The sequence below is a fragment of the Singulisphaera acidiphila DSM 18658 genome (assembly GCF_000242455.2).
Lineage (GTDB): Bacteria > Planctomycetota > Planctomycetia > Isosphaerales > Isosphaeraceae > Singulisphaera > Singulisphaera acidiphila.
Genome location: NC_019892.1, coordinates 8,996,734 through 9,023,483 on the forward strand (window position 1 = coordinate 8,996,734; position 26,750 = coordinate 9,023,483).

Consider the following 26,750-nt stretch of genomic DNA (forward strand, 5'->3'; position numbering starts at 1 on the left):
CTCGAGCGTCTCCCGATGGTCTTTGAAACGACATTCCCTTGCGCATTGATCTCTTTTGCCATTTCGGTCGATTTACGGGGGCGTTCTCATGACCAACACACAAGTCCGTCGCGGCTTCACGCTTATCGAACTCCTGGTGGTCATCGCCATCATTGCAGTGCTGATCGCCCTTTTGCTGCCGGCCGTGCAGGCCGCCCGCGAAGCGGCTCGCCGCATGCAATGCGTCAACAACTTCAAGCAACTCGGGTTGGCAATGCACAACTATGAATCCACTAATGGGGTGTTGCCTCCCCAGCAGGTCCTGTCGTTCACAGGCACGGCCGTGGGTTGGAAGTCCATCTGGGGGGTCACCTCGCGAATCGCTCCCTTTCTGGAGCAGGGAGCGCTCTACAACTCGATCAACTTCACGTTGAAAGTCACCGATCCACCGAATTTGACCGCCGTCGGCACGTCCTTGAACAACCTGATCTGCCCGAGCGAGGTGAACTTTCAGCCGTTCCAGAGCACGAATACCGTAGGGGTGACGACAACCTTTGGAATCTCGAACTATGGCTGGTGCGAAGGGGATTGGTACGTCTTCGGCGGGGCCGGGGCCCCGGCGAACCGATCGGCTTTCGGTCCGAACATGAGCCGCACGTTCGCGGCGTTCACCGACGGCCTGAGCCAGTCGGTACTCGGTGCCGAGGTCAAGGCCTACGTCCAGGCCTACCACGACTGCCCCGGCACGGTGCCCGCTGGCCTGGCCTCTCCGTCGGCGCTTCCCAACCCCACCGACGTGATCGCCGCCGTGGTCTCAGCCCCTTCGCAGTGCAAGGCCGCCGCCGGGCACACGCGATGGTGCAACGGCAATACCTTCTACGATGGGTTCACCACCTCGCTTCCGCCAAACACCAAGGTCCTCACCGGCACGCCGACCCCCCAGGACTCCGACCTGGTCTCGGAAGACGAAGACGATGGCGGCCCGACCTACTCCGCAGTCACCTCGCGGAGCTATCACTCGGGCGGAGTCAACGTGCTGTTCGGCGACGGCAGCGTGCATTTCATCAAAAACTCGATCGCCTGGCAAACCTGGAGGGCGCTGGGGTCGATCGGCGGCAGCGAGGTCATCTCGTCCGACTCTTACTGAAATCCTCAACGCATGGCCGAAACATCACGCTCGCTTCTCTTTTGGAGGGCGAGCGTGAGATTGCAGACAAGCACGCTGGCTTCGGCAACACACTACAACAACAACACTGCAAGCAATTATTAAATTAATTGCATGATTTGCCATATATTTTGATAGACGGCTTGGCCGCCATTGTTTGCCCTCCTCTCTTCCAATCTCCCCGAACATCGGCATCTTCACGTCCTTTAGCCTCACTGTCGGACCAGGAAAAAATACGCAGATCGAAACGTTGACATCTACGGGCCAAGCGGTACGATACCGCCAGTATCTACGTCTCTTCCCGTAGGGATTCGCCATGGCTGATCTTGTTCCGACCTCACGCGAGCTCGAAGCGCTGAAGGTTCTCTGGAAGCGAAAACGCGCGACCGTGCGCGAGATTTACCAGGAATTGAAGCCACGCGAGAGTGAACTGGCCTACACCACAGCGCTCAGCCTGCTCCAGACCATGGAGCAAAAAGGGCTCGTGGGGCATGAGTCGGCCGGCAAGGCCTACACCTATTACGCCAAGGTCCGGCGAGACAGCGTCTTTCGGAAGCTGGCCGGTGGGTTCCTCGACCGTGTCTTCGACGGAGCAGTGGGCGAGTACGTCGCCCGCGCCCTCCAATCGCGCCAGTCGAGCGTCGCCGAGTTGGAGGAATTGGAGAAGATGATTGCCGAGGCGAAGAAGGCTGCCCAGGCACGGGATGAGAAAGGGGCCAGCACATGATGAGACCGGCGTGGGATTCCTTCTGGTTCTGGCTCGCGGACTACTACGTCCTCGCGACGTTCATCCTCCTGGCAGCTGTCGTAGTCCTGGCCGCACTCAGGCAACCGGCCCGGCGTCTGACGGTCTCCTGGTCCGTCCTGGGCGGACTTGTCACTTTGCTGGTCCTAGGCGCAGTTCCCTCGTGGCCCAGGACGGGGCTTCCTTCTCCACTGTCGCCGGTGCAACCACGACACGTCCCCACCGAGACGGTTTCGGCGGAACCTCCCTTTCCCCGAGAGGAAGAGCCGAACTCGGCCATGCCTCGCAGCGAAGCGCTCACGACATCGGGGAAACCGCAGAGGGATCGTCTTGCCAAACCAGCCCCCCCGATGCGCTCGCCTGAGATGGTCCCACAGGCCAGACCCATTCGATCCTGGCCCTGGCTCGTCTGTCGCGCTTTCCTGGCCGGCGGCGGGTTGATGGTAGGCTGGCTGGTCCTCGGCTCATGGCAAACGGCCAGGCTTCGGCGGCAGGCTCGGGCGGCACCAGCCTGGTCGACGGCCTTGCTCGCCCAGGTGGTGGGTCCCGATCACAGGGTCCCGAAGCTCCTGGTCTGCACGGCCCTGCGTCAGCCGGTGGCGGCGGGGATCCTGCGTCCGGCGATCCTGCTTCCCGAGCGATTCAGTGAAGACGCGCCGGAGAACCGGCTCGAGGCAGTGCTCACTCACGAATGGGCTCATATCCGCAATCGAGATCTCTGGCTGCTCGCGCTCCTGCGGCTCTTGCTACCGATCCTCTACGCCCATCCCGCGTACTGGTGGCTCCGCCGCCGGATCCGCGATGACCAGGAGGCGCTGGCCGACGCGTCGGCAGCGGCCCTCGAAGGGCGGGAGAATTATGCGGAGGTACTGCTCTCCTGGTCCAAGCAAGCTTCCGATGGGCCCCGGTTCGCGGCGGGGGGGAGCCTGGCCTTGTTCGAGCGACCGTCCCAGATCAAGTGGAGGATTGTCATGCTCCTGGATCGAAGCTTACGGATCGAACCCACCTGCCCGACGTGGTGGCGCCTGGCCGTTCGCGGCGGCATGGCACTCAGCGTACTCGGGCTTTCACTGGTCACTCTCCGCCCGGCGACCAGCCAGGCCGATGCGCCCCGGATCGCCGACATTACGACGACGAAGCCCGCGCCGGCCGAACCGAACGACAGGCCAGGTGAGACCGCCCGGGTCTTCGGCCTCGACGGCAAGCCGTTTGCCGGAGCCAAGGTCTACCACTCGTCGACGTTCGCACGCCGGCCCAGGCCGACGCCCCCCTCCCCCGTCGGAACGACGCGCGAAGACGGCTCGTTCACGATCCCCAAAGCCGCCAAGCCGGGTAATGCCCACAATGAGTCGATCGTGGCAATGGCCGACGGGTACGGCCCCGCGTTCGTGGCATTGCCCGAAGCGGTGGCCGGCAAGCCCTTGAACCTGGTGAAAGACGACGTCCCCATCCACGGCCGTATTCTCGACATTCAGGGCCAACCCGTCGTCGGCGCATCGATCCAACTCGTCGGCCTGCTCCAACATCCCAGCGGCAAGCTCGACGAATGGATCGAGACAGTGAAAACGAGGAAGGCGGCCCTCCCCGTCCAATACGAGACCCTCCTGAGCTGGATGACGACCGAGATTCCCTCCCTTTTCCCGGCCGTCCTGACCGACGACTCAGGCCGGTTCACGCTCAAGGGAATCGGTCGCGAGCGGATTGCCTCGCTGCTCATCAGCGGCCCGGGAATCAAAACCGGATTCACCTATGCCGCGACGCGAAGGATGCCGGTACTCAAGTTCCCCGCCTTCGAACACCAGGACGCCAGAACCCCACTCATCGTCTACCATGGCGAGAATTTCGATTTCGTCGCCGATCCAGGCATTGAGGCCATCGGGACGGTCACCGACCAGGACAGCGGCAAGCCGTTGGCCGGCGTCATGGTGGAAACCGCCGAACTCATCGGAGACCACCAGCTCCGTTCGCTCTGGACAGCCACCGACGAACAAGGGCAGTACCGACTCTCGGGCATCGCCCCAAAAACCAGGTTCAACGACAGCCAAAAATTGCTCGCCTCCATCGACGACGGTCCTCCGTACCTGGCCGCAGCCAAATCGATAGGAAAGGAAGACGGGAGCAAGCCGATCCGACGCGACTTCCAACTCAAGCGCGGAGTCTGGGTACACGGGAAGGTTGTGGACACGTCGACCGGCAAGGGCGTTCATGCCGGCATTGCCTACTACATCATGGATGACAACCCCTATCTGAAGAAGTACCCGCAATACGACACCATCTACGCGACCCCGGCCAACCAGACGGACGCAGACGGAACCTTCAAGCTCATCGTCATGCCCGGACAAGGTATCATCGGAGCCAGAGCATGGAAGGATTCTTATCGACTGGGCAGCGGCCTCGAGAAACTCGAGGAACTGAAGCTCAAAAACGACGGTGGCGAAATCATCAGAGCGAGACCAAGCCACCTCATTCCGACGAACTACCACACCATCGTCGCGATCAATCCAGGCGAAGGTGACGAGTCCATCACCTGCGAGATCCCGCTCGATCCCGGAAGGACGGTCAAGGGAACCATCGTCGGCCCTGACGGTGCGCCACTGGTTGGAGCACGGCTCGAAGGGACGGAAGATCAATTCCGAAGGTGGTCGGCAAAGCCGTTGCCATCCGCCAACTTCGAGGCCCGTGCTCTCGGCAGCGGGCAGTCGCGGCTGATCCTCTTCTACCACGAGGAGAAGAAGCTCGCCGGCGCTCGCGTGATCGGCCCTGACGAGACCGGACCGATCGTCGTCCAGCTCGAGCCGAGCGGAACCGTGACCGGCCGGCTCGTCGATGCCGGCGGATTGCCGCTGGCCGAAGCCGAAATGAGTTGCTTCGTCTCATACGACGACCCGACCCACAAGACGGGATCGCTCCCGGCACCGGTCAAAACCGACAAGGAAGGCCGATTCCGGGCCGAAGGGCTCATCCCCGGGCAAAGCTATCGCTTCCAACTCTGGAAGGGATCCGAACTGAGAGAGACCCCAATCAACGCCGTCATCACTCGCGGCGAGACCAAAGACCTGGGCGACGTGAGCATCATCACGAATAAATAACCTCAATTCTAAGGGCCTCTCGCATGCGAGTCCCCTTGACACCCAGCGCCGACGCGGGGCCCCCCTGGGCTCCTTACAGCCCTGGGCCCGAGCAGCCCTGGAACCGTCGCCGCATCGTCCATCTCCATCGCAGCGTTGGGTTCGCAGCAACTCGCGAGGAGATCGAACGCGACCTCCAAGAAGGTCCCGAAGCGAGCGTGGATCGCTTCCTCCAGGGTCAAGGACCGATCGGTCTCGACTCCGATTTCGAACGGATCGCAGCACGGCTCGGCGACGCCGCCGTCGACTCACGCGACCCGGAGCGATTGAAAGCCTGGTGGGTGTTCCGGATGCTAGCCAGCCCCGACCCGTTGGGGGAGCGGCTGACCTTGGCCTGGCACAACCACTTCGCCACCAGCAACCGAAAAGTCGACGACCTCGGCGCAATGCGGCGTCAGAACGACCTCTTCCGACGCCACGCCCGTGCGCCATTCGGAGACCTCGTCAACGCCGCAGTCCGCGACCCCGCACTCCTTATCTGGCTCGACGCCCCGGCCAATCGCAAGGGGCATCCCAATGAAAACCTGGCGCGTGAGTTGCTGGAGCTCTTCACGCTCGGGATCGGCCACTTCCACGAGACGGACGTCAAGGAGGCCGCCCGGGCCCTCACAGGTTGGACCCTACTCGAAGGCGCCTTCGTCGAGAACCAACTCGTCCACGATGCCGGCGAGAAAACAATCCTGGGGAAGTCCGGGCCCTGGCGAGGCGCCGACCTCGTTTCGATCCTCCTCGATCACCCAGCCACCGCGCAACGGCTTGCCGGCCGCCTCAGTGATCTGTTCATAGGGGAGGACATTCTTGGTCCAGAGGATGTGAATGAACTGGCAAATGGCCTGCGCACTCATCACTTAAACATCGAATGGGGAGCCGCGACCGTGCTCCGGTCGCGGGCCTTCTTCTCGTCGAGGAATCTGGGTTCGAGAGTCGTCGACCCCGTTGGGTTCGTCCTCGGCGCGGTCCGCGCCTTGCAAATGTTTGCCCCACCTCCCCGCACCCTGCGATTGGCGTCCTGGATCACGCAAGTCGGCCAGGACCTGTTCTACCCGGCAAACGTCGGCGGGTGGCCGGGGGGCCGTTCGTGGCTCTCCTCGCGGGCTCTGATTGCACGGGCGAACTTCGCGACGACGCTCATGGCTGGGCGCGAGTTCGGGCTCCACGAGCCCCCCGACATCCTCCGCGCGACCGGTCAAGACATCGACCAAACGGCGAGCCTCGACCGCGTGATCGAGACGCTCACCGAATTACTCCTTGGGTACGACCCGGGACCGGCCTGGCGGAAACCGATCGCGGCGACCGCCGGAGAGGGCTCAGGTTCGATCGCGGAATCCGCGAGGCGGGCGGTCGCGCTCATCCTGTCGTCACCCGAAGCTCAGGTCGCCTGATCTCAAATCGCGGAAGAGAAGAGAGGAATCGTCACATGCCGCTCTCACGTCGTGACCTCTTCAAGACATCGCTACGAGACGCCTCACTCTTTGCGCTGGCACCAACCGTCCCTGGTTTCCTCGCAGCGACCGCTCGCGCCAACGCCCCCTCGTCGCCCGAAGAGGGTCGGGTTCTGGTCATCATCGAGCTCGAAGGGGGCAACGATGGCGTCAACACAATCGTGCCGTTCCAAGACGAAGGATACGGCAAGTACCGGTCGGCCCTTTGCCTCCCGACGAAGGCGCTGCTGAAGGTCAGTGACTCGGTTGGCCTCCACCCAAGCCTCAAAGCGGCGAGCAGGCTACTGGAACGCGGGGAACTGGCGATTGTACAAGGGGTTGGCTACCCGAACCCAAGCCGATCCCACTTCCGGAGCATGGAAATCTGGCACACCGCCCGGCCCGACCCTGAAGAACAAGGCGGTCCAGGCTGGCTCGGCCGCGTCCTCGACGCCCGGCTCGCCGCCGGTGACAAGGCCGCTTCCTACTTCGTGGGAGGCGACCCACCCGCAGCCGCCTTGACCGGACGCCGTCACATCCCATCGACGCTCGACCGTCTCGACGACCTCCTCTTGGCGGGTCCTTCAGGGGCACGGCGAACGCTCGGAGCGGGAGCAACGTCGAACGACCTGGCCGCCTTCGTACGCCGGACGACGCTCGACGCCTATGCCGCCGCCGATCGAGTGGCCGCCTTGACCCGGGCAGATCGATCCGCCGCAAGTGAACCGGCTGGTAACCTTCGAGGCCGCCTGTCTCTGATCGCCCGACTCTTGAAATCCGGCTCGCGCGCTCGAGTCTACTACACCCGGCAAGGGAGCTACGACACTCATGCCGATCAGCTTCAAACCCATGCCAACCTCCTGTTCGAGTTGTCCGGCGCACTCGAGGAGTTCCAGACCGACCTTGCACACTCGGGGCTCGCGGATCGCGTGGCGGTCCTCTGTTTCAGCGAGTTTGGCCGCACCGTGGCCGAGAACGGTTCGAGCGGCACCGACCACGGCACGGCCGGTCCGGTCTTCCTCGTCGGTCAGCACGTCCAGGCCGGCTTGATCGGCCCAGCGCCCAACCTCGTCGACCTCGCCAGGGACGACCTCAAAACGACCATCGACTTCCGCCGGATCTACGCCTCGATTCTCCAGGACTGGCTCAAACTCCCCTCGGCCGACGTCCTCGCCGGTCGGTTCGATCCCCTCCCCTTGTTTCGCTCGACCTGAGCGCCGAGGAGCCATCGAAGCCGGGGCCGCGGCTTCGTCGGGTCAGGCGGCCCGCATTCCCGGAATCGCAGTGGAATCGAGAATCCCGTTGGCTTATCGTTTGGTGAGCGATGCTGGCTGCGCCTACGGCGAGTCATGGTCAAGGAATCACGCCGGTTGCGAAGACAGGAGACTTCTCAGTCCCAGTCCCGCGCGATCCTGCTCTTCCCATCGACGATCCACTGCGGAGAATTCTCGTGCCCAAACCTCAGACGATCTCCCATTGCCGCAAACCCTTCCTCTTCCTGCTTCTGGTTTCGGCGCTCACCATGGGGGCGGCCCCCTTGCCGTTTGCGCCCAAGCCCAAGGTGGCGGGGGAGCTTCCTCTTGTTTTGAAGGACGATTTCGAGCGGGACGACCTAGGCGACGATTGGGAGCCGACCGATCCCAAGGCCTGGCAGATCACCCGCCAGGGCACCAACCGGGTTCTCGATCAGCATCGCGCCAGTAAGTATGAGCCGCCGGTCCGCTCGCCGTTCAACATCGCGCTGGCCAAGAAAGTGGATGTGGGAGACCTCGTCCTGGACCTCGAGGTCCACTCCACCGGCCGCGACTACGGCCACAGGGATCTCTGCTTCGTGTTCGGCTGGCAAGACCCGAGCCACTTCTACTACGTTCACCTCGGCAAGGCGGCGGATGAGCACGCCAACAGCATCTTTCTCGTCGACGGCAAGCCGCGAGTCTCGATCGCCAAGACGCGGACCAAGGGAACGCCCTGGACCGACGGCTGGCATCACGTTCGCGTAGTTCGCAAGGTTGCGGACGGCCTGATTCAGGTCTATTTCGAAGACATGACGACCCCTGCGATGACGGCCCACGATAAGACGTTCAACCACGGCAGCATCGGCATCGGCTCGTTCGACGACACCGGCCAGTTCGACTCGATCCAAGTCTGGGGCGATCCGGTGAAACCGGCCGGTTGAGCAGAGGCCATCGGCGAATCCAGGTCAAAGGGTCGGGTCCACCGTTGTGGAACGGACCGAGCCGAGTATCTTGGGACCGGAAACGCCCTGCCGGCGTACCGCCTCGGTTGGGCGGCCGGCGGGGCAGAGCGAACGGGAGACGACGCACATGACGATTCCAAGGCGAGGCCTACTCTTCGGGTTCCTGGCAACTCTGGCGGTGGGCCTGCCGGCCCTCGGCGATGATAAGGACAAGGTCCGGATCCTGATCCTCGACGGCCAGAACAACCATAACTGGGTGTCCATGACGCCCATTTTGCGGGAAGCGCTGGAGCAGACCGGGCGATTCACGGTCGATGTCGCAACCTCGCCCCCCAAGGGGTCCAAGGCCGCTCAGTGGGATCAGTTCTCCCCCGAGTTTTCCAAATATGATGCAGTAGTGAACAATTACAACGGCGAGCGCTGGCCCTCCCGGGTTGAGAAGGCGCTCGAGGCCTATGTGGCGGAGGGCGGCGGCCTGGTCAACGTCCACGCGGCGAACAACGCGTTCGAGGGCTGGCCGGAATACAACAAGATGATCGGCCTGGGCTGGCGCGACAACAAGTTTGGCGACCGGGTCACGATCGACGACGACGGCAAAGTCGTCCGGACCCCCAAGGGAGAAGGGCTGGGAGCCGGGCACGGGCCGCAGCACCGCTTCAAGGTCGCGATCCGTGAGTCGTCACACCCGGTAACCCAAGGGATGCCGGCCGAATGGCTCCACGCCAAGGACGAGCTCTACCAGGGCCAGCGCGGACCCGCCGAAAACATGGAGATCCTCGCAACCGCCTTCGCTTCCAAGGACTACAACGGAAGCGGAACCAACGAGCCGATGATCTGGGTGATCCCCTACGGCAAAGGACGCACGCTCACAACCGTCATGGGGCACACCATGAACGATGAGACCGTCGCGGTCCGTTGCATCGGGTTCCAGACCGTTCTCGTCCGAGGCGCCGAGTGGGCAGCGACCGGCAAGGTCACCCTCCCGATCCCGGCAACCTTCCCGACCGCAGCGCAGGAGAGCCTGGTCGCAGAGAAAGCCAAAACCCAATAAGACGGAGTCCCCCATGGGGGAAAAGTGTCATCGCCTCCTGCGAATGCTCCAGCGGGCGGCGAGCCATTGCGCGTGAAGTCGTCCTTGCCAGACCGCTTGCCCTTCGAGCGAGAGTACGGACCAGCGAATGAGGGATTGGAGAAGAAGATTCGGGGGGAAGATCAAACGGCAAAGGGTAATCCCCGGCTCCCCAGTTTTCGAGGAGTCGGGGACCACGGATCAACAGTTAAGTCGTGAAGTTCAGGACCAGGCGATTACGTGATTCCAACCCATCGCTTACTCCTGAGCCACCCGGACTACCGCCAACCGCTCCACTAGTTGTTTGGGCACGTCCGACCCCGCCTCGATCGACCGTTTCGGTCGCGACCTCGGAGATCGGGGCGCTCACGGATCTCGTTATCAAGTTCGCCCATCGTGGCTTGACGAATCCGCCAATTCGTAGGATTGTACACTGACCACGGCCACCTGATCGCCTCTGACGCGGACACCCCAAAGCCCAAGCATCAAGTGTTCTCTGCTATTATCTGAGCAAACATTACGAACACCGGAACCAAACAGACGACGCAACGATTCACGTGTCGATGATCCACCTGATGCTCCGTCGTCTCACCAAGAAAAACCAAAGCACCGAGGCCGCCTAAATTCCCGCGCCCTCTCTGAGGGATTCTTCGAGACCGCCGCCCAGGACCAAGGTTCTTGCGGAGCGTGCAAGCAGGCCACCCGGCCCAACGCCGACCGGAATGTCATCCGCTCGGCGCTCGGACTTGATCTCGCGCTTCGCGAGCGGCTAGACTACCTCTCCCCGGTCATGGGAGGACCGCTTATGCGCATCCGCTTGACCCTTCGCCGTATCATGATCCTCGTCGCGTCGGCGGCCCTCGGCCTCTTCGCGTGGGTGGAGTTTCGAGACGGGATTCCTCCCCGGTTTGTTCTTCGTGGCGTCCCGGCCCGCGTCGCCAGGCTAAAGCCTGGCATGTCGTACCGAGAGACGAAGGAAATCCTCAGTCTGGAGACGTCGTGGCTCCAGGGCGGCACGAGCGCCTGGACTTATTACGGCTCGGGAAGCCGCAAGGCCATGACCTGGGTCTACGCGCTTCGGCAGGAGGAGCTCACCGCGGCGGCGGCGGCTCGGATGAAGGCCCAATCGCCAGGCCTGGTGCCGCACGTCGAGCCGACGGCGCGGATTCATTTGAGGTTCGTTATGGATCTCAGGGAGGACGAGCAGGACTGGCGGCAATCGCCGTCGACCCGCCTCACTTCGGCGAGGTTCGTCGCGGACGGAAGGGTCGTCGCAGAGATGCCGGAGTGAAGGGCACGCCGGTCGGCGGCATCGCGTGAGGGATGCGCTCGGTGGCGAAGCCGGTCCGGCGAGTCGGGACGGCCCCAATGCTCGACGAGTTTCTCAGAGCCTTTCAGGCACGATCGTTCACAGCCCCGCGTGCTCGTTCAGATATTGGACATCCTCACAGTAATACCCCTTCCCTTGCGGCAAGTGATTGCTTATCGCCGCTACCCGGAAACTGTGCGGCGACAACCGCATAGATAACGCCTCGCGAACAACACGGCATCAGTCAGTTGTTGTCGTTTAGCTGAGGTTTTTAAGAGGTTGCAAAGGTTTAGCCAATAAGCCAGGTTCTTCGCTCGGGTAGGCACGGCCCCCATGTTTCCCAAGGACAAGCCTATCCCAAGGGATGGTGGGCCGTGCACCGAACCGTTGCCACGGGCGCACGCAAAAGGATTAGGGCCATGCCACGGCATGGCCCACGACCACTACGCTTCCGCGCCAATCATTTCATCCTCCTCCAAGGGGTCGGGGTCCGGAGCGGACAAGCCCGGATCGAACCAGGGGTAGATGACTGGCAGAACGATGAGCTTCAAGAACATGCTGGTGATCAGGCCGCCGATGACGACCGTGGCCAGCGGGCGCTGAACTTCGGCCCCCGCACCGTGGGAGAACGCCATCGGCACGAAGCCGAGGCTGGCGACCAGGCCGGTCATCAGGATCGGTCGGAGCCGGGACATCGACGCCTCACGGACAGCCTCATCGACCGGCCGGCCCCCTTCGATCAGTTGGCGAATGGCCGCGACCAGCACCAGGCCGTCGAGCACCGCCACCCCCGAAAGGGCGATGAAGCCGACGCCCGCCGAAATGCTGAAGTTCATCCCACGGAGCCAGAGCGACATCACGCCGCCGATCGCCCCCAACGGCACCGAGATGAAGATCAAGAGGCCTAGCTTGATCGAGCCGAAGGTGGCGAACAGGAGCAGGAAGATCAAGGCCAGGGCGATCGGCACGACAATCATGAGCCGGTGCGTGGCCGACTGAAGGTTCTCGAACGTCCCTCCCCACTCCAGGACATAGCCCGAGGGGAGCGCGACCTTCTCGCGGACCTTCTGCTGGGCCTCGGCCACGAAACCGGCCAGGTCGCGACCCCGGACGTTGACCGTGATCATCACCCGACGCTGCCTGTTCTTCCGCCAGATCTCATAAACACCCTCCTCCAGCTTGATGTCGGCCAGGTCTTCCAGCGGGATCATGCGCCCTTGCGGGTCGGCGATCATCAGCCGGCGGATCGCCTCGACGTTATCGCGGTATTGGGGAGTGAACCGGACCTGCATCGTGAACCGGCGCTGGCCTTCGACGACCTGCCCGACGTTCTTGCCGCCGACCGCCTGAATCACGTCGAGCACGTCGGCCGCGTTGATCCCATAGCGGGCGATCCGCTTGCGGTCGATCACGATCTGCATCGCCGGCAGGCCGAGCACTTCCAGGGCTTTCACATCGGCAGCCCCAGGAACCTGATTCAAAACCCTGGCCATTTCTTCCGCCTTCTCCTGGAGGACCGCCAGGTCATCGCCGTAGAGGCCGATGCCCACATCCCCCTTCACTCCGGCCAGCATGTCGCTGAACCGAAGCTCGATCGGCTGACTGAAGACCACGGTCGTCCCCGGCATCACCTTGTGGGTCAAGCGATCGATCTGCTCGATCAGCTCTTCCTTCGACGCGGCCTTCGTCCACTCTTCCGGTTCGGTCAGGTAGACATAAGCCTCCGTCGTGTTGACCGCAGCGGGGTCGAGGCCGATCTCAGGGCGTCCCGAGGCGCTGACCACCGAGCGAATTTCTTTCGGGAATTCGGCTATCAGAGCCTTTTCGAGCCGAGTCGTATCAGCAGCCGCCTCACTGAGCGACGCGTCGGGGGGACGGGTCAGGTCAAGAACCAGGTCCCCTTCGTCCAGCTTGGGAATGAACTCACCGCCCAAATTCATCGCCACCGGGACCGTCGCGCCCAGCATCAACAAAACCATGAGAGTCACCAGCAAGGGGCGAGTCTGGGCCCAGCCCAGTATCGGCTGATAGATCCATTTGGCGATCCGAACCACCCAGGTGTCACGTTCCGATAACCCCGGTTTCAGGAAATAGGAGGCCAAGACGGGGGTCGCCGTCAGCGACAAGAGCAGCGAGCCGGTCAAGGCAAAGATGAGGGTCGCGGCCATCGGCCGGAACATCTTCCCCTCGACCCCCTCGAGCGCCAGGAGCGGCAGGTGAACCAGGGTGATGATGCCGACCCCATAGACGACCGGCCGGCGGACTTCGAGGGTCGCCCGGCGCACCACGTCGACGCCGCGCTGATCGGGCCGGGCATGGGCCAGGTGGCTCACGCAGTTCTCGATCACGATCACCGCGCTATCGACGATCAGCCCGAAGTCGATCGCGCCCAGACTCATCAGGCTGCCGGCGATGCCGAAATAAAGCATCAGGTTGCCAGCGAAGAGCATCGACAACGGGATCGCCAGGGCCACAATCAGGCCCGCCCTCAGGTTGCCCAACAGCACCAGGAGCACGACGATGACAAGGATCCCCCCCTCGGCCAGGTTCCGGGCGACCGTCCCAATCGCCTTGTTGATCAGCGTGGCCCGGTCATAGTAGGAATCAATGACAACGCCTTCAGGCAGGTTCTTGCGGATCTCGTCCAGCTTGCCTTTCACCCGCTCGACGACCACCCGGCCGTTCTCGCCGGCCAGCAAGAGCACGGTGGCCGTGACAACCTCACCTCGGCCGTCGCGCGTGACGACCCCCTGGCGGATCATCGGCGCGAACCGGACCTCACCCACGTCCCTGACATAGATCGGGGTCCCATCCGCAGTCGTGTGGAGCACGACCTCCTCAATATCCTTCAGCGAACCGACAAGGCCCTGGGCGCGGATGACCCGGACCTGCCCGTTGCGCTCGATGTAGCCGCCACCGGAATTGCTGTTGTTTCGATGCAAGGCATCGAAAACCTGAGTGACCGAGATCCCACGAGCAAGCAGCCGCTTGGGGTCGAGCTGGACCTGGTACGTCTTCAACTCGCCACCGAACGTGTTGACCTCGATCACTCCCGGCACGCTCAAGAGCGGCCGGGCCACGTCCCAGTCGAGAATGGTCCGCAAGTCCATCAACGATCGTGGTTTCTTCGCGTCCGGCGCGTTCTTGACCTCGAACAGGTAGATCTCGCCCAAACCCGTGGCGATCGGCCCCATCCCGGGCGAGCCAAACCCTTCGGGAATCTCTTCGCGGACCTGCATCAGCCGTTCGTTGACCAGTTGGCGGGCCCAATAGACGTCGGTCCCTTCCTCGAAAACGATCGTCACCGAGGAAAAACCGAACTGAGTGATCGAGCGGACTTCCTTGATTCGAGGGATGCCGTTCATCGCGTTCTCAACGGGAACCGTGATGAACTGCTCAACTTCCTCAGGTCCCAGCGCCGGCGCGTCCGTCAGGGCAATGACCTGTACGTTGGTGATATCGGGCACGGCATCGATCGGGAGACTCATCAACGAGTACACTCCCGAGCAGGCCAGGCCCAGGAGCATCAGGAGGACAAACCCCCGATTCTTCAGAGACGACTGAATCAACTTGTCGAACACAAAGACTCTCCCGAGTGCGTGATGATTCGTGAGGGCCAGAAAAGTCATGCACGCAGGCCACAGCCTCAGATAGGCTGCAACAAACTATTACGAAACAATGATTTCACATGCACAACAATTCTGACAAGCTCTAGTGCCCGGCGCTCGCCAACTGGACGGAGAGGGCTTTGAGCTTGTATTCCCCCTCGATGACGACCTCATCCCCCGTTTCCAGTCCACGGCGAATCGTGACCAGATCGCCACGCGGGGCCTCGGCGTCAACCTCACGGCGAACGAAACGGTCGGGGGCCGTCTTCACGAACACGAACGTGCGGTTCCCCTCATCCAAAAGCGCGGAGGTGGGGATCTGGACGGCGGCCTTCTTCCGCGGGCTCAAGATGTCAACCTCGACGAACATGCCCGGCTTGAGCAAACGGTCGGGGTTCGCCGCCTTCGCCAGGAGCTTGACCGAGCGGCTCTTCTCGTCGACCAGGTCGCCCGAGTAGATCACCGTCCCCTCGAACTCACGATCGAGATAGGCGGGCGAGCGGAAGCGAACCTCGCTTCCCTCCTGGCTACTGGCCAGCATGTCGAAGTCCCCTTCGTGGACACTGGCCTCAATCCAGACCGAGGACAGGTTGGCCATCGTGAAAAGGCGGTGCGTCGTGTCGACGGCCACGCCCGGGACGATCATCTCGCGATCGAGGATAGTGCCATCGAACGGGGCCCGGATGGAGTAGGTGCTGACGGGAGCCTCCCGCATGTTCATGGCGGAATCAGGCGGAACGCCGACCGGCTTGACCGCGGTCGAATTCTCACCCGTGGCGTCAGCCAAGATGGTTTCGCGAGCCCGGGACGTTTCCGGGGCGGCCAAGGTCTCGTCGGATTTGACGCCAGCCACTTTGCCCCCCGCCATCTCGGGCTCGGTTCCGTCGGGCTTGACGCCGAGAATCCTCAGCCGTTCCTCGGCCGTGCGGACTGCCGTCTCGGCCTGTCGCTTGGCCTGACGCGCCCGGGTATCCGCCAGTTTCGCTTCAAATCCGGTCTGATCCATGAGACTCTGGTAAGTCGCCTGGGCCGCCTCATAGCCAGCGGTCACCTCCTGGAATTGCTTGGGGGTGATCAGCTTCTGAGCGTTCAACTCGCGGTTCCGCTCGACGGTGGCGATGGCCAGGCGATACTGGGCATACGCCGTCATCAATCGCTCCCGGTCGTCCCCCACGGCTCGATCCGCGAACCGACTCTGAATCTCTTCCGGGCTTTCGCCCTTGCGAAGCAGGCCGATCAGCTCATGAGTGTTGTGGTAAACCATCTCTTCCCACTCGGCCTGGGCCTTGGCGATTTCCAACTCTTGCAATTTTGTATAGAGTTCGAGCCGGGCCTCGCCAACGACCGGGCTGTCGATCGTTGCAAGGAGGTCACCCGCACGCACGAGTTGGCCGACGTGGGCGTTGACCGTGCGAACCACCCCCGCCGCGCGGGGGGTGATGTAAGCGTACTGAGACTCGTTGGGAGCCACCTGGCCGGGCGCGGACAGGACATGGGGAACGGTGTCCAACGTCACCTTCGCCGTCCGAAGCCCGACGATCTTCTGCTCCTCTTCGCTAAACAAAATTCCCGAGGCCCGTGCAACCTCGCCATCGACAACGGGCTCCCCAGGCTTGGAATCGACCTGGGGCTGCAACGGTGGGCGATCGGCCATTCGTGCCCCCACGGGCTGCCGAAAAACAAGCACGACTGCTCCAATTCCAAGCACAAGTAAACCCAGAATCAGGATGACGGCTGGGCGACGGACGAACTGAGGGGGGGAGGATTTCATGCGAATTTCACTCGAATCTGGGAAATCGAACCGGCGTCCTGATGTCGGATCTCGGCCAAACACCGATCAATCCAAGAAGTGATGGCATAGGTCATGCCATCCATTCCGATTGCCTGAATGCCATGCCGATCCAAGCGACCTGCCAGGGCGGTTGCCCGGCATTTCCACATCATGATTGAGGCACCACAACGCGCTTATGGCGGAAGTCGATCGCACCATCGCGCGGTTCGATCGATCAGACGAACGTCGCTTGATCGACCTTTGGAAACACGTGGATTCAGTGGTGAGGCCGCGACGAGACGCGTCCTCGTAGTCCCCTAGAGGGGCGGAGGGGCACCCTACCCCACGTTGCTGAAATCTCGGGAGAATCCCAAAAGATCGCTCTACGAAAGCCTGGGAAGGCGACAGCAGATCGATCCATCAGCCCACCCACACATCCGAAAGATGCACGTGAGAGCCGAGATCAAGGCGCAAAGGAGGGCGCAGGGAGAGGCGATCAACAGCGGAGTTGACCAATGGACTGATTGAAGTAGCGGCCGATCGAGCCGGTAGGGGCGAGGCCCGAGTAGAAGGGATGTGGGATCGAACCGGACAGTGGACAAATCGAAAGCGCAAGCCGCGCGAACGTCCGCGACTTGCCCCGGCCCCTCACGAGATCCGTCGAAAGCAGCCGCCCCTTACGGTGCGGCCAGGTGCAAACACGAAAGGTCAGCGAACCCGGCGATGTGCGCTCCACCCATTGAGGACGAGTCGAAACGGGAGCGACGATCGACCGGCCCTGCAAAGCACCAAACATCCAGCCATGGCAAGACGGATGGTCAGAACGCAAAGGCCGAAGCGCAACGGGAGCAGCAACCGCCCTGGCGATCAAGAGGCAAAGCACGAGCCGGGAGATCAGAGCCGACATCGTAAACTCTTGGCTTGGATGCTCAGACACACGAGGAGACTCAGACTCTCAATGATACGAGTTGGGTCAACAAGGCGCCAAGCCGCCCCAACCCTGCTCATCCACTCACCCGCTCATTATCCCCAAATTCAGAGGTCCTGACTTTATCCCAATCTTTTTCCAGAATTCACCCCAATCACCCCAATTCAAGCAATCACTTCAATCTTGCAATTCCTATTCAATTCGCCAAAAGCTCTCAAGCCGACCAAACATCCTCGCCGATAAAACCCAACGACGAGCCTTGTTACCGAACCGCCCGATGCCCGGCGGTTCCACTTGCCGGGGCCAATCCGCCCGGGGACCGTCGACGCGGAGCCAACCCACCGCGTTGCCTGCCGAAATGTTCGCCAGCCGTTGCAGCCTAACGTACGACACCTTTGATTTCGCTGGCCGTCGCGCCGCCTGAAGTGCCCCACCTGGACCGACTGCGGCGCCGGCAGGATCGATCCACGATGACTGAGCTTCTCTGGAAGATCGCGCTGCTTGCTGCGCTGACTCATGGCATTCGTGCCCTGGGCCGGATCGCGGGCCCGCAACGAGGAAGCCTTCTGCTCGGGCTACCGAGTACGACCGCCGTTGCGCTCGTCGCGTGCGGTCAGGCCAGTGGGATCGGCGGTGCGTCTGAAATGGCCGAGGCGAGCTTGTCCGGCCTGGTCGCGGCCGTGGCGCTCCCCCTGGTATTTGCGCAGTCGTTAGCCCAGGGTCGTCAGCTCGTCTGGTCGGTCGCGGCCGCCGTCTTCGTCTATCTCGCAGTCGCCTGGGGCTCGATTCTCGTCCCCGACTCGGGCCCCGCCGGCCGGATTGCCATCGCCACCTTCGCCGTCCTGGCCGCTTGCCGTTGCGCCGACCGGATCGCGATCAATAGAAATCAGCCAACGTCGATCACTCCGTCGCGACTCCGCTGTCTGCTCCTTCGCACGGCGGTTCCGGCGGCCTGCCTGGTGGCCATCACGGGGCTCCGTGAGGTTACCGGAGTTCGCTGGGCGGGGATCTTCAGCACCTTCCCCGGCATGACTCTGGCGGTCCTGGTCGTCACCTATCTCGAGTCGAGTCCAGCCGAGGCGGGCCGAATGGCCAAGTCGCTTCCCTCAGCCAACCTCGGGATGGTGGCATTCATCGGCGCTTTTCGCTTCGGCTGTCCGGCGGTCGGGCTGGGATGGGGGACCGTCTGCGGATACGCCTTGGCTACGCTGACCCTCCTCGTCGTGGGCGGGTTGGCCCGGCGGCCGCCCCCCACGCCGGTGGATCGAGTTCGCGTCGTTCGGCTTGCGGGCCGATCTCAGTCCCACTCCGTCTCGCTCGGCGCGGCTCTCACGAGGACCAGCCGTCGCCCCAGGTGCGGCCCCCTGCCCCGAGGAGCGAGGCCGGGGCCCTGCCGAAGGCTCTCGCCGCTTGTCGAGCCGATCGGCCTCTGAACCTGGCGTCGGCCCGTTCGCTTGTTCGATCTCCACCTGGCCGTGGGCTCGTCATCGACCTGGTTTGACCGGGCAGGGACATGGATCTGGTTCACCCCCTTGTGCCAGGTCCCCCTTGGACCCGATAATCCGAGGGGATCGTGCCTTCCACCCAACCTCCCGCCCTCACCGAGCCCCGATCTCGCATGAGAGCTCAACAGACTCTGGCAGCCCGTCCTTGGCTCGGCACCTCGTTTCGACGGCGAGGTTCCACCTTGGCCCTCGCCCTATCGATCGTCCTGAGCGTCCTGACCAAGACCGGGACGGCCGCGCCTCCCCCGGCGGTCGACTTCAGCCGCGACGTCTTGCCGATCCTCTCAGACAAGTGCTTCCGCTGCCACGGTCCCGACGCTGGAACCCGGAAGGCGGACCTGCGACTCGACCTCGCCGAAGGGGCGCTCCGCAAGAAGGATCCGGTGATCGTCCCGGGCAAGAGCGACGAGAGCGAGTTGATCATCCGGATCAAGAGCCAGGACGCCGAGGAGACGATGCCGCCGCCCAAGTCGAACCTCACGCTGAACGCTCGCGAAGTCGCCATTCTCGAGCGATGGGTCGATCAGGGAGCCGAGTGGGGCAAGCACTGGGCCTTCGTCGCCCCTCGGCGACAGGCGATCCCCCAAACCAAGCAGCACGAACAGGCGCGCAACGGGATCGACCTCCATGTCCTCGCCCGGCTCGAACGGGAGAATTTGCCCCCTGCCCCGGAAGCGACTAAGGAAGCGCTGATCCGCCGGGTCACCCTCGACCTTACCGGCTTGCCCCCCAGTCCCGCCGAGATCGACGCCTTCCTGGCCGACCCCGCGCCGGACGCCTACGAGCGAGTCGTCGACCGGCTCCTCGCCTCGCCCCGCTACGGCGAGCGAATGGCGACCCACTGGCTCGACCTGGCCCGGTATGCGGACACGCACGGCTACCAGTCGGACCGCTACCGCGCGATGTGGCCCTGGCGCGACTGGGTGGTCCGCTCCTTCAATGGCAACCAACCGTTCGACGAGTTCCTGACCTGGCAGCTCGCGGGGGACCTCTTGCCCCACGCCACCAAGGAGCAACGGCTCGCCACCGCCTTCAACCGGCTCCACATGCAGAACGAGGAGGGGGGGGTCGTCGAGGAAGAGTTCCGCGTCGCCTACGTCGTCGACCGCGTGAACACGATGGCGACCGCGTTCCTCGGGCTCACCTTCGAGTGCTCGCGCTGTCACGACCACAAGTACGACCCGATCACCCAGCGCGACTTCTATTCGCTCTACGCATTCTTCCAGAATATCGACGAGTCGGGGCAGACCTCCTACTTCACTCCGGCGATGCCCGTCCCCACTCTGCTCCTGTCGGACGACGCCACCGACCAAAAAATCGCCGACGTCGAGCGCCGGATCACCGCTAAGGAAGCGGACCTGCACCGGCTCCGCGACCAGGCGCGGGCCGATTTCCAGACCTGGTTGACGGCCAAGCCGAAGGAACCGCCCCTGCCAGAACCGGCCGCCTCGTTCTCCTTCGACGAAATCGCAGGCGGCAAGCTGGCCAACACGGCCGACCCAGGCAAGCCGGCGAACGCTTTGGAGGGGCCGGAACTGGTCGCCGGTAAAACAGGGCGTGCGGTGAAGCTCACCGGCGAAAACGGATTTACGTTTCCAGGAGTCGGACATTTTTCACGTGCCGACCCCTTTTCACTTTGCCTGGACCTCCAGGCACCGACCCGGGCCCCTCGGTTCGTCGTCCTCCACCACAGCAAGGCGCCGATTGATGCGGGCAGCCGAGGCTATGAGATCTTGCTGGAAGAAGGGCGCGTCGCCGTCGGCTTGCACCACATGTGGCCGGGCAACTCACTCAAAGTCGTGACCAAGGAGCCGATCCAGAGCGGCCCATGGGTCCAGCTTACCGTGACCTACGACGGCTCGAGCCGGGCGGACGGGCTCCGGGTCTACGTCGATGGAGTGGCCGCCCCGCTCGAGGTCATCCGGGACGGGTTGGTCAAGGACATCACCTATGAAGGGGGCGAACCCGACCTGGCGCTCGGCTTCCGGTTCCGCGACAACGGGTTCAAGGGGGGCCGCGTCGACAACTTGCGGGTCTACCACCGCGCACTCGCTCCGCTCGAGGTCGCCCACCTGGCCGAGCGAGGCGACCTGACGGCGGCCTGGACGACCTCGACCTCTCAGCTCACGGCCAGCCAACGCGAAGGTTTGCTCGACCTCTTCCTCGCCAGCGCTGACCCGTTGGCCCAGAAGCAGGCGGCCGAACTGCACGCGCTTCGTGTCGAACAGAACCGCCTCGTCAACCCGATTCCCGAAGCGATGGTCATGACCGAGTTGCCCAGGCCAAAGCCCGCGTTCGTCCTCAAACGCGGGGCGTACGACGCCCCCGGCGATCCCGTCTCGGCTGGCACACCGGCCGCCCTCCCCCCGTTCCCGAGCGACGAGACGCGCAATCGACTCGGCCTGGCCCGCTGGCTCCTGAGGCCCGAGCACCCGCTCACAGCCCGAGTCACGGTCAATCGGCTCTGGCAGATGATGTTCGGGATCGGGATCGTGGAGACGAGTGATAATTTCGGCAGCCAGGGGGCCCAGCCCACCCACCCCGAGTTGCTCGACTGGTTGGCACTCGAGTTCCTCGATTCGGGGTGGGACGTGAAGCATCTGCTTCGGCTGATGGCCACCTCCTCGACCTATCGACAGTCGTCGAAAACAGGCCGCGACCTGCTCGCCCGCGATCCTGAGAATCAACTGCTGGCGCGTGGCCCCGCCCGCCGCTTGACCGCCGAGATGCTTCGCGACCAGGCCTTGGCCTCGAGCGGCCTGCTGACCGAGTGGCGCGGGGGGCCAAGCGTCAAGCCGTATCAGCCCGACGGGCTCTGGGAAGTCGCCATGGGCAACCCTCGTTACGACCAGTCGAAAGGGCCTGATCTCTATCGCCGCAGTCTCTATACATTCTGGAAGCGAACCGTCCCGCACCCTGCGATGGTCGCCTTCGACGCGGCCGAGCGCAACGTCTGCGTGGTCCGCCGGCAGAGCACGAGCACCCCGTTACAGGCCCTGACCCTGCTCAACGACGAGCAGATCGTCGAGGCCGCACGGCACCTCGGACAGCGGATGCTCAAGGAAGGGGGGACGAGCGACGGCGAGCGCGTCGCCTGGCTCTTCCGGCTCATCACCGGACGCCGGCCGGTTGCTCGGGAAGTCGCCGTGCTCGAACAGCTTCTCGTCGAACAACGCACTCTGTTCGGCTCGGATCCCCAGGCGGCGAAGGCGCTGTTGGCCGTGGGTGAATCGAAAAGCGACCCGGCGATCGACCCGGTGGAACTCGCGGCGGCCACCGTGCTGGCTGAGGCGGTCCTGAACCACGACGAGGCCGTGCTCCGCCGCTGACCACCCAAAATCAGGCGAGCGGCGAGCCTCAGAAATCCAAAAGCCCAGGCTTCTTGATCTCCGAATCGCGGAAAGTGAAAGCCTCATGAACTGTCACCACATCGATTTCGGAATGAGCCGCCGCGACTTCTTCGGCCGGTTTGCCCTGGGCCTCGGTGGTGCCGCGCTCGGGTCATTGCTGGAACGGGACGCGGCGGCCGCCTCGCCCAGCGCGGTTCCGAGTCCGTTTCAAGGGATCCTGGCCGCCCCTCACCATGCGCCTCGGGCGAAGCGGATCATCTTCCTGTTCATGAGCGGCGGGCCGTCGCAGCTCGACCTGTTCGACCACAAGCCGCTCCTCAACCGGATGAACGGCCAGGACCTTCCGGACAGCGTCCGGAAAGGGCAGCGGCTGACCGGAATGTCGGGCAACCAGGCGAGCCTGCCCCTGGCGGGCTCGCTCTTCTCGTTCGCCCAGCACGGCCAAGCCGGCTCGACGGTCAGCGAGTTGCTCCCCTGGACGGCGAAGATCGCCGACGAGCTCTGCTTTGTGAAGTCGCTTCACACCGAGGCCATCAACCACGACCCGGCAATCACGTTCTTCCAGACCGGCTCGCAACTCGCCGGCCGGCCCAGCATGGGGTCATGGCTCAGCTACGGGCTCGGCGCCGCCAACGAGAACCTTCCCGCGTTCGTCGTCCTGATCTCCAAGGACCGGATCGATCAGCCCCTCTACGCGCGGCTCTGGGGGAACGGGTTTCTCGCGAGCATTCACCAAGGGGTGCAATTCCGGAGCGGCAAAGACCCGGTGCTCTACCTCGACAACCCGGCCGGCATCAGCGGCGCGGGGCGGCGGAAGATGCTCGACCGCCTGGCCGAGCTCCACGCCATCCAATATGAAGACCTGGGCGACCCCGAGATCAACGCACGGGTCGCTCAATATGAGATGGCCTACCGGATGCAAACGAGCGTCCCCGAGGTGATGAACGTCGCCAGCGAACCCGAGCGGGTCTTGGACCTGTACGGTCCCGAGGCCAAGCAGCCCGGCACGTTCGCGGCGAACTGCCTGCTGGCACGTCGGATGGCCGAGCGCGACGTACGGTTCATCCAGCTCTACCACCCCGGCTGGGATCACCACGGCGGCCTCCCGGGCGGGATCCGCCGACAGTGCCAGGACGTCGACCGGGCCTGCTACGGCCTGATCACCGACCTCAAACAGCGCGGTTTGCTCGACGAAACGCTCGTCGTCTGGGGCGGCGAATTCGGGCGGACCAATTACTCGCAAGGCAAGCTCACCGCCACCGACTACGGTCGCGACCATCACCCGCGCTGCTTCACGATGTGGCTCGCCGGCGGCGGCATCAAGCCCGGCACCACCCTCGGCGCTACCGACGACTTCGGCTACAACGTGGCCGAAGACCCCGTCCACGTCCACGACCTCCAAGCCACGATCCTCCACTTGCTGGGCATCGACCACGAAAAACTGACATATAAGTTCCAGGGACGCTACTACCGGCTGACCGACGTCCACGGGCAGGTCATGAAGCCGATGTTGGCTTGATGTCCGTCCCTCCTTGGATCCGATCGGCAAGACATCAAGGTGCTGCGGCAACCGACCTTCAAAACGGGAAGTGCGTTGGCTCCAGATTCTCGGGACGTCGATCGCCTCGCGAGTTGAAGTTCGTACGCTGGCGCGGCTCGAAAAGGTGATAGGTCGCCTGAAGGGTCGGAAGCAGAAAAAGACCTCCGAGCAACACCCCTTGGAAGGCCCGCGACCCCACCCACTCGATCACCCAAGCTACGCCCTCGGCGATCAAAAGCAGGAGCGCAGGGACGAGAAAGAGCAGGAGCCGCCCATGGAACGGGTAGAGATGAAGGCATGATGCGAACAAGGTGATGAGGCCGGGGGCCACAAGCATCCCGAGCGGTTGATTCGCTTTGCGCCTCACGAACGAAGCGCAACCGATCAGGAAGAACCCGAACGAGAGAAGGGCGGAAAGCGTCGGCCCCAGCGGCGTCTGGATCTCGATCGGATTGGCGAAGAGGTACAGAACGCTCCGGACCAACCACTCCGCACCCCCGAAAACGGTCCACGGTCGCGGCGGAAACGCGAAGGCCCAGAAAGCCCACATCGTCCCACGATGCCCCAGTTGCTCCTGCGATACGACGTAGACGAAGACAAAGCTCCCCCCCCAAACCATACACATCAATGCAAGGCAGAGACCTTTCTTCCACGCGCGTTCCGCGAGCGCAGAGGCGATCAGGACGATCCCCAGGCCCGCGAGAACGAACGCGACGGGATGCGAGAACCAGACGACGACCGCTCCCACCACGGTGAATCGAACCAGTCGAAGCCCCTGCGCAGGGCGCGAGACCAGCAGGTCCAGCGCGAGGAGGTCGCAAAGCAACCCCATCGCGACGTCGGTCGAGTACTGCTTCAGTTCGGAAGCGAAGTAGATCAGGTCGTCGGAAACCGCGAAGAGGGCCAAGGCAATCCAGACGGCATTCGGCCGCAAGCAACGCTCGGCCACGCGGACGAAGAGAAAGAGCGCGGCAATCCCGCAAAGCAGCGGGAAAATCTTGAGAACGAACGGGCGATCACCCAGGAGTTGAAAACAAAACCGTTCCACCAAGAGAAAGCCAGGGGGGGCGAGTTGTGCCCCGGAGAGTGGACCGAACATCTCCTTGTAAGTCTTCGAGACGATGTTTTGGGCCAGCGAATCCTCGTCCAGCCAATTCCGCCGATTGGCCAGGAACTGCGCAACGCGCGCGAACACCCCCAGAACGAGAATGAGTGCGATCCTCCGTCGCCCCACCCAAGCCGAGATCCCGTCCACGCGAAACTCACGCCGCATCAGCCACGCGGACGCACCTGCTCGCGATCGATCGCCGTCCGTCACATTGCGCTCCTCGCCCGACAAGACTTCTCGGAGGCGAGACGATCTCCCTGCCGCGATCCCACCTCGACAGTACCCACTCCGGGTCCGGCCGGCAACCGATCGTTCGATGCGTAATCCACACAAATAGAACACAAAAATACACATATTCTCAAAATTCAACCAAATGAGCCCACCCCTGGCATCCTTGATTCCGCTGCTCTATCATCCAAGCCAATGCTTGGGAAGCAGGGGCGATCGTCAAGTGGTCCAAGCGATATAGATGGGGAGCCATGCCACGATGAGACGTCTCTTCAATGCGGGACTGTGGGTTGCAATGCTATTGGGTCCGACGTTGAACGCCGCATGTGCCGAGGGACCGGCGGATCGGCCTAACATTGTCTTCCTCTACACCGACGACCAGGCTCGGTGGGCCTTGGGGGCCTACGGAAACAAGGAGATCCACACGCCGAACCTGGACCGGCTCGCCCAGGCCGGGGCCCTCTTCGAGAACGCGTTCACCGCCACCCCGGTCTGCTCCCCGTCGCGGGCCAGCATGTTGACCAGCCGGTATCCCACACAGTTCGGCATTGCCGACTGGATCGACCCCAAGAGCGAACCCGACCTCGGCCTGGCCCCTTCGGCCATCCTCTGGCCCGAGTTGCTCAAGGCCCAAGGCTACGCCACAGCGCTCATGGGCAAGTGGCACCTCGGAACGCGGAGCGAGTTCCATCCCACCCGCCAGGGGTTCGATCACTTCTTCGGTTTCCTCGGTGGCGGTAATCAGCCGATCGACCCGGAACTCGAGGTCGAAGGGACTGTCCGGCGAGTCCAAGGCTCGCTTCCCGACCTCCTGGTCGGAGAAGGGATCCGCTTCGTCGAGGCGAACCGCGATCGCCCTTTCCTGCTCTCGATCCACTTCCGGGCGCCCCACGTCCCCTATGCGCCCGTGCCCGAACAAGACTCAGCTCACTACGAGACGCTCGACCCGACGATCCCAGACGTCCCCGGCCTGCCTCGGCAACGGGTCAAAACACTCACCCGACGCTATTACGCGAGCGTCAGTTCGGTTGACCGCAACGTCGGCCGTCTGCTCGATCGGCTCGAAGCGCTGGGGCTGACAGGTAAGACCATCGTGATCTTCACAAGCGACCACGGTTACATGATCGGCCACCACGGTCTCTGGCACAAGGGAAACGGGACGTGGCTCGTTGAGGGCAAGAAAGAAGAGCGGCGGCCCAACATGTTCGACGACTCGATCCGCGTCCCCCTGATCGTCCGCTGGCCAGGAGTCGTCGCCCCGGGAACCAAGGTCGACCGTGTCGTCTCCAATCTCGACATCTTCCCCAGCGTCGTCGAGATGACCGGCAGCGGCGTGCCCGACAACCTCCGGATCGGCGGCCGGAGCTTCGTCCCCCTGCTCCGCGATCCAAAGAACAAGGCGATTGCCTGGGACGACACCCTCTTCGGCCAGTACGACATGCACAACGGCCAGGTCGCGAACATGCGGCTGATCCGCACCCCCGAGTGGAAGCTCATCCGCCACTTCGAACCGGGCGTCGATGACGAACTCTTCCACCTCGCCGATGACCCGGGGGAGACCCGAAATCTTACCGACAACCCCGCTCACCGCGATCGCAAGGCCGAGTTGGCAGCTCAGCTCCAACAGTGGATGATCTCGATCGGCGATCCGCAGGCGAAAGGCGAGAAACGAGTACACCCCGGCTGAGGCAACTTTCCA

Annotated in this window: 15 protein-coding genes; 12 read left to right on the forward strand and 3 right to left on the reverse strand. The window is 63.3% G+C overall.

Annotation, left to right across the window (positions count from 1 at the left end; genetic code table 11):
* The first annotated feature begins 88 nt into the window (after positions 1–88).
* The 8 genes from SINAC_RS34790 to SINAC_RS34825 all read left to right on the forward strand — a co-directional run bounded on the left by SINAC_RS34790 (position 89) and on the right by SINAC_RS34825 (position 10,995).
* Complete coding sequence (locus SINAC_RS34790; protein ID WP_015250225.1) at positions 89–1,126, forward strand: DUF1559 domain-containing protein; 1,038 nt, start codon at positions 89–91, stop codon at positions 1,124–1,126.
* A gap of 334 nt (positions 1,127–1,460) precedes the next feature.
* Entirely contained in the window at positions 1,461–1,871 is a 411-nt protein-coding gene (locus SINAC_RS34795; protein ID WP_015250226.1) for a BlaI/MecI/CopY family transcriptional regulator, read from the forward strand.
* The gene (locus SINAC_RS34800) at positions 1,868–4,978 is read left to right on the forward strand and encodes a M56 family metallopeptidase (RefSeq protein WP_015250227.1); all 3,111 of its coding nucleotides are present in this window, start codon (positions 1,868–1,870) and stop codon (positions 4,976–4,978) included. Before SINAC_RS34795 ends, SINAC_RS34800 begins: the two co-directional genes overlap by 4 nt.
* Before the next feature lie 23 nt (positions 4,979–5,001).
* The gene (locus SINAC_RS34805; protein ID WP_015250228.1) at positions 5,002–6,399 is read left to right on the forward strand and encodes a DUF1800 domain-containing protein; all 1,398 of its coding nucleotides are present in this window, start codon (positions 5,002–5,004) and stop codon (positions 6,397–6,399) included.
* A 35-nt stretch (positions 6,400–6,434) separates the two neighbouring features.
* Positions 6,435–7,652, forward strand: coding sequence for a DUF1501 domain-containing protein (locus SINAC_RS34810; protein WP_015250229.1), 1,218 nt, complete (start codon positions 6,435–6,437; stop codon positions 7,650–7,652).
* Positions 7,653–7,888: 236 nt separating this feature from the next.
* Positions 7,889–8,614, forward strand: a complete 726-nt coding sequence (locus SINAC_RS34815; RefSeq protein ID WP_015250230.1) for a hypothetical protein — start codon at positions 7,889–7,891, stop codon at positions 8,612–8,614.
* A gap of 148 nt (positions 8,615–8,762) precedes the next feature.
* Complete coding sequence (locus SINAC_RS34820; protein ID WP_015250231.1) at positions 8,763–9,686, forward strand: ThuA domain-containing protein; 924 nt, start codon at positions 8,763–8,765, stop codon at positions 9,684–9,686.
* An 823-nt stretch (positions 9,687–10,509) separates the two neighbouring features.
* Complete coding sequence (locus SINAC_RS34825; protein WP_015250232.1) at positions 10,510–10,995, forward strand: hypothetical protein; 486 nt, start codon at positions 10,510–10,512, stop codon at positions 10,993–10,995.
* 461 nt (positions 10,996–11,456) lie between these two features.
* On the opposite strand, the gene SINAC_RS34830 is transcribed toward SINAC_RS34825, so the two are convergent.
* Both SINAC_RS34830 and SINAC_RS34835 read right to left on the reverse strand, forming a co-directional pair.
* Positions 11,457–14,594, reverse strand: coding sequence for an efflux RND transporter permease subunit (locus SINAC_RS34830; protein WP_020466571.1), 3,138 nt, complete (start codon positions 14,592–14,594; stop codon positions 11,457–11,459).
* A 130-nt stretch (positions 14,595–14,724) separates the two neighbouring features.
* Complete coding sequence (locus tag SINAC_RS34835) at positions 14,725–16,275, reverse strand: efflux RND transporter periplasmic adaptor subunit (RefSeq protein ID WP_237722714.1); 1,551 nt, start codon at positions 16,273–16,275, stop codon at positions 14,725–14,727.
* Between the two features lie 1,515 nt (positions 16,276–17,790).
* Here SINAC_RS34835 and SINAC_RS34845 point away from each other — a divergent pair.
* From SINAC_RS34845 to SINAC_RS34855, 3 genes are all read left to right on the forward strand, one after another.
* Positions 17,791–18,753, forward strand: a complete 963-nt coding sequence (locus tag SINAC_RS34845) for a hypothetical protein (RefSeq protein ID WP_015250236.1) — start codon at positions 17,791–17,793, stop codon at positions 18,751–18,753.
* Positions 18,754–18,938: 185 nt separating this feature from the next.
* The gene (locus SINAC_RS34850) at positions 18,939–22,154 is read left to right on the forward strand and encodes a DUF1553 domain-containing protein (protein WP_020466574.1); all 3,216 of its coding nucleotides are present in this window, start codon (positions 18,939–18,941) and stop codon (positions 22,152–22,154) included.
* Positions 22,155–22,239: 85 nt separating this feature from the next.
* Complete coding sequence (locus SINAC_RS34855; RefSeq protein ID WP_015250238.1) at positions 22,240–23,694, forward strand: DUF1501 domain-containing protein; 1,455 nt, start codon at positions 22,240–22,242, stop codon at positions 23,692–23,694.
* Between the two features lie 58 nt (positions 23,695–23,752).
* Here the strand turns inward: SINAC_RS34855 and SINAC_RS34860 are convergent, their stop codons facing one another.
* Complete coding sequence (locus SINAC_RS34860; protein ID WP_015250239.1) at positions 23,753–25,033, reverse strand: glycosyltransferase family 39 protein; 1,281 nt, start codon at positions 25,031–25,033, stop codon at positions 23,753–23,755.
* Positions 25,034–25,310: 277 nt separating this feature from the next.
* Between SINAC_RS34860 and SINAC_RS34865 the strand changes: the two genes are divergently transcribed.
* Positions 25,311–26,738 (forward strand): sulfatase family protein, encoded by a 1,428-nt coding sequence (locus SINAC_RS34865; protein WP_015250240.1) that lies wholly within the window; start codon positions 25,311–25,313, stop codon positions 26,736–26,738.
* The last annotated feature ends 12 nt before the right edge of the window (positions 26,739–26,750 follow it).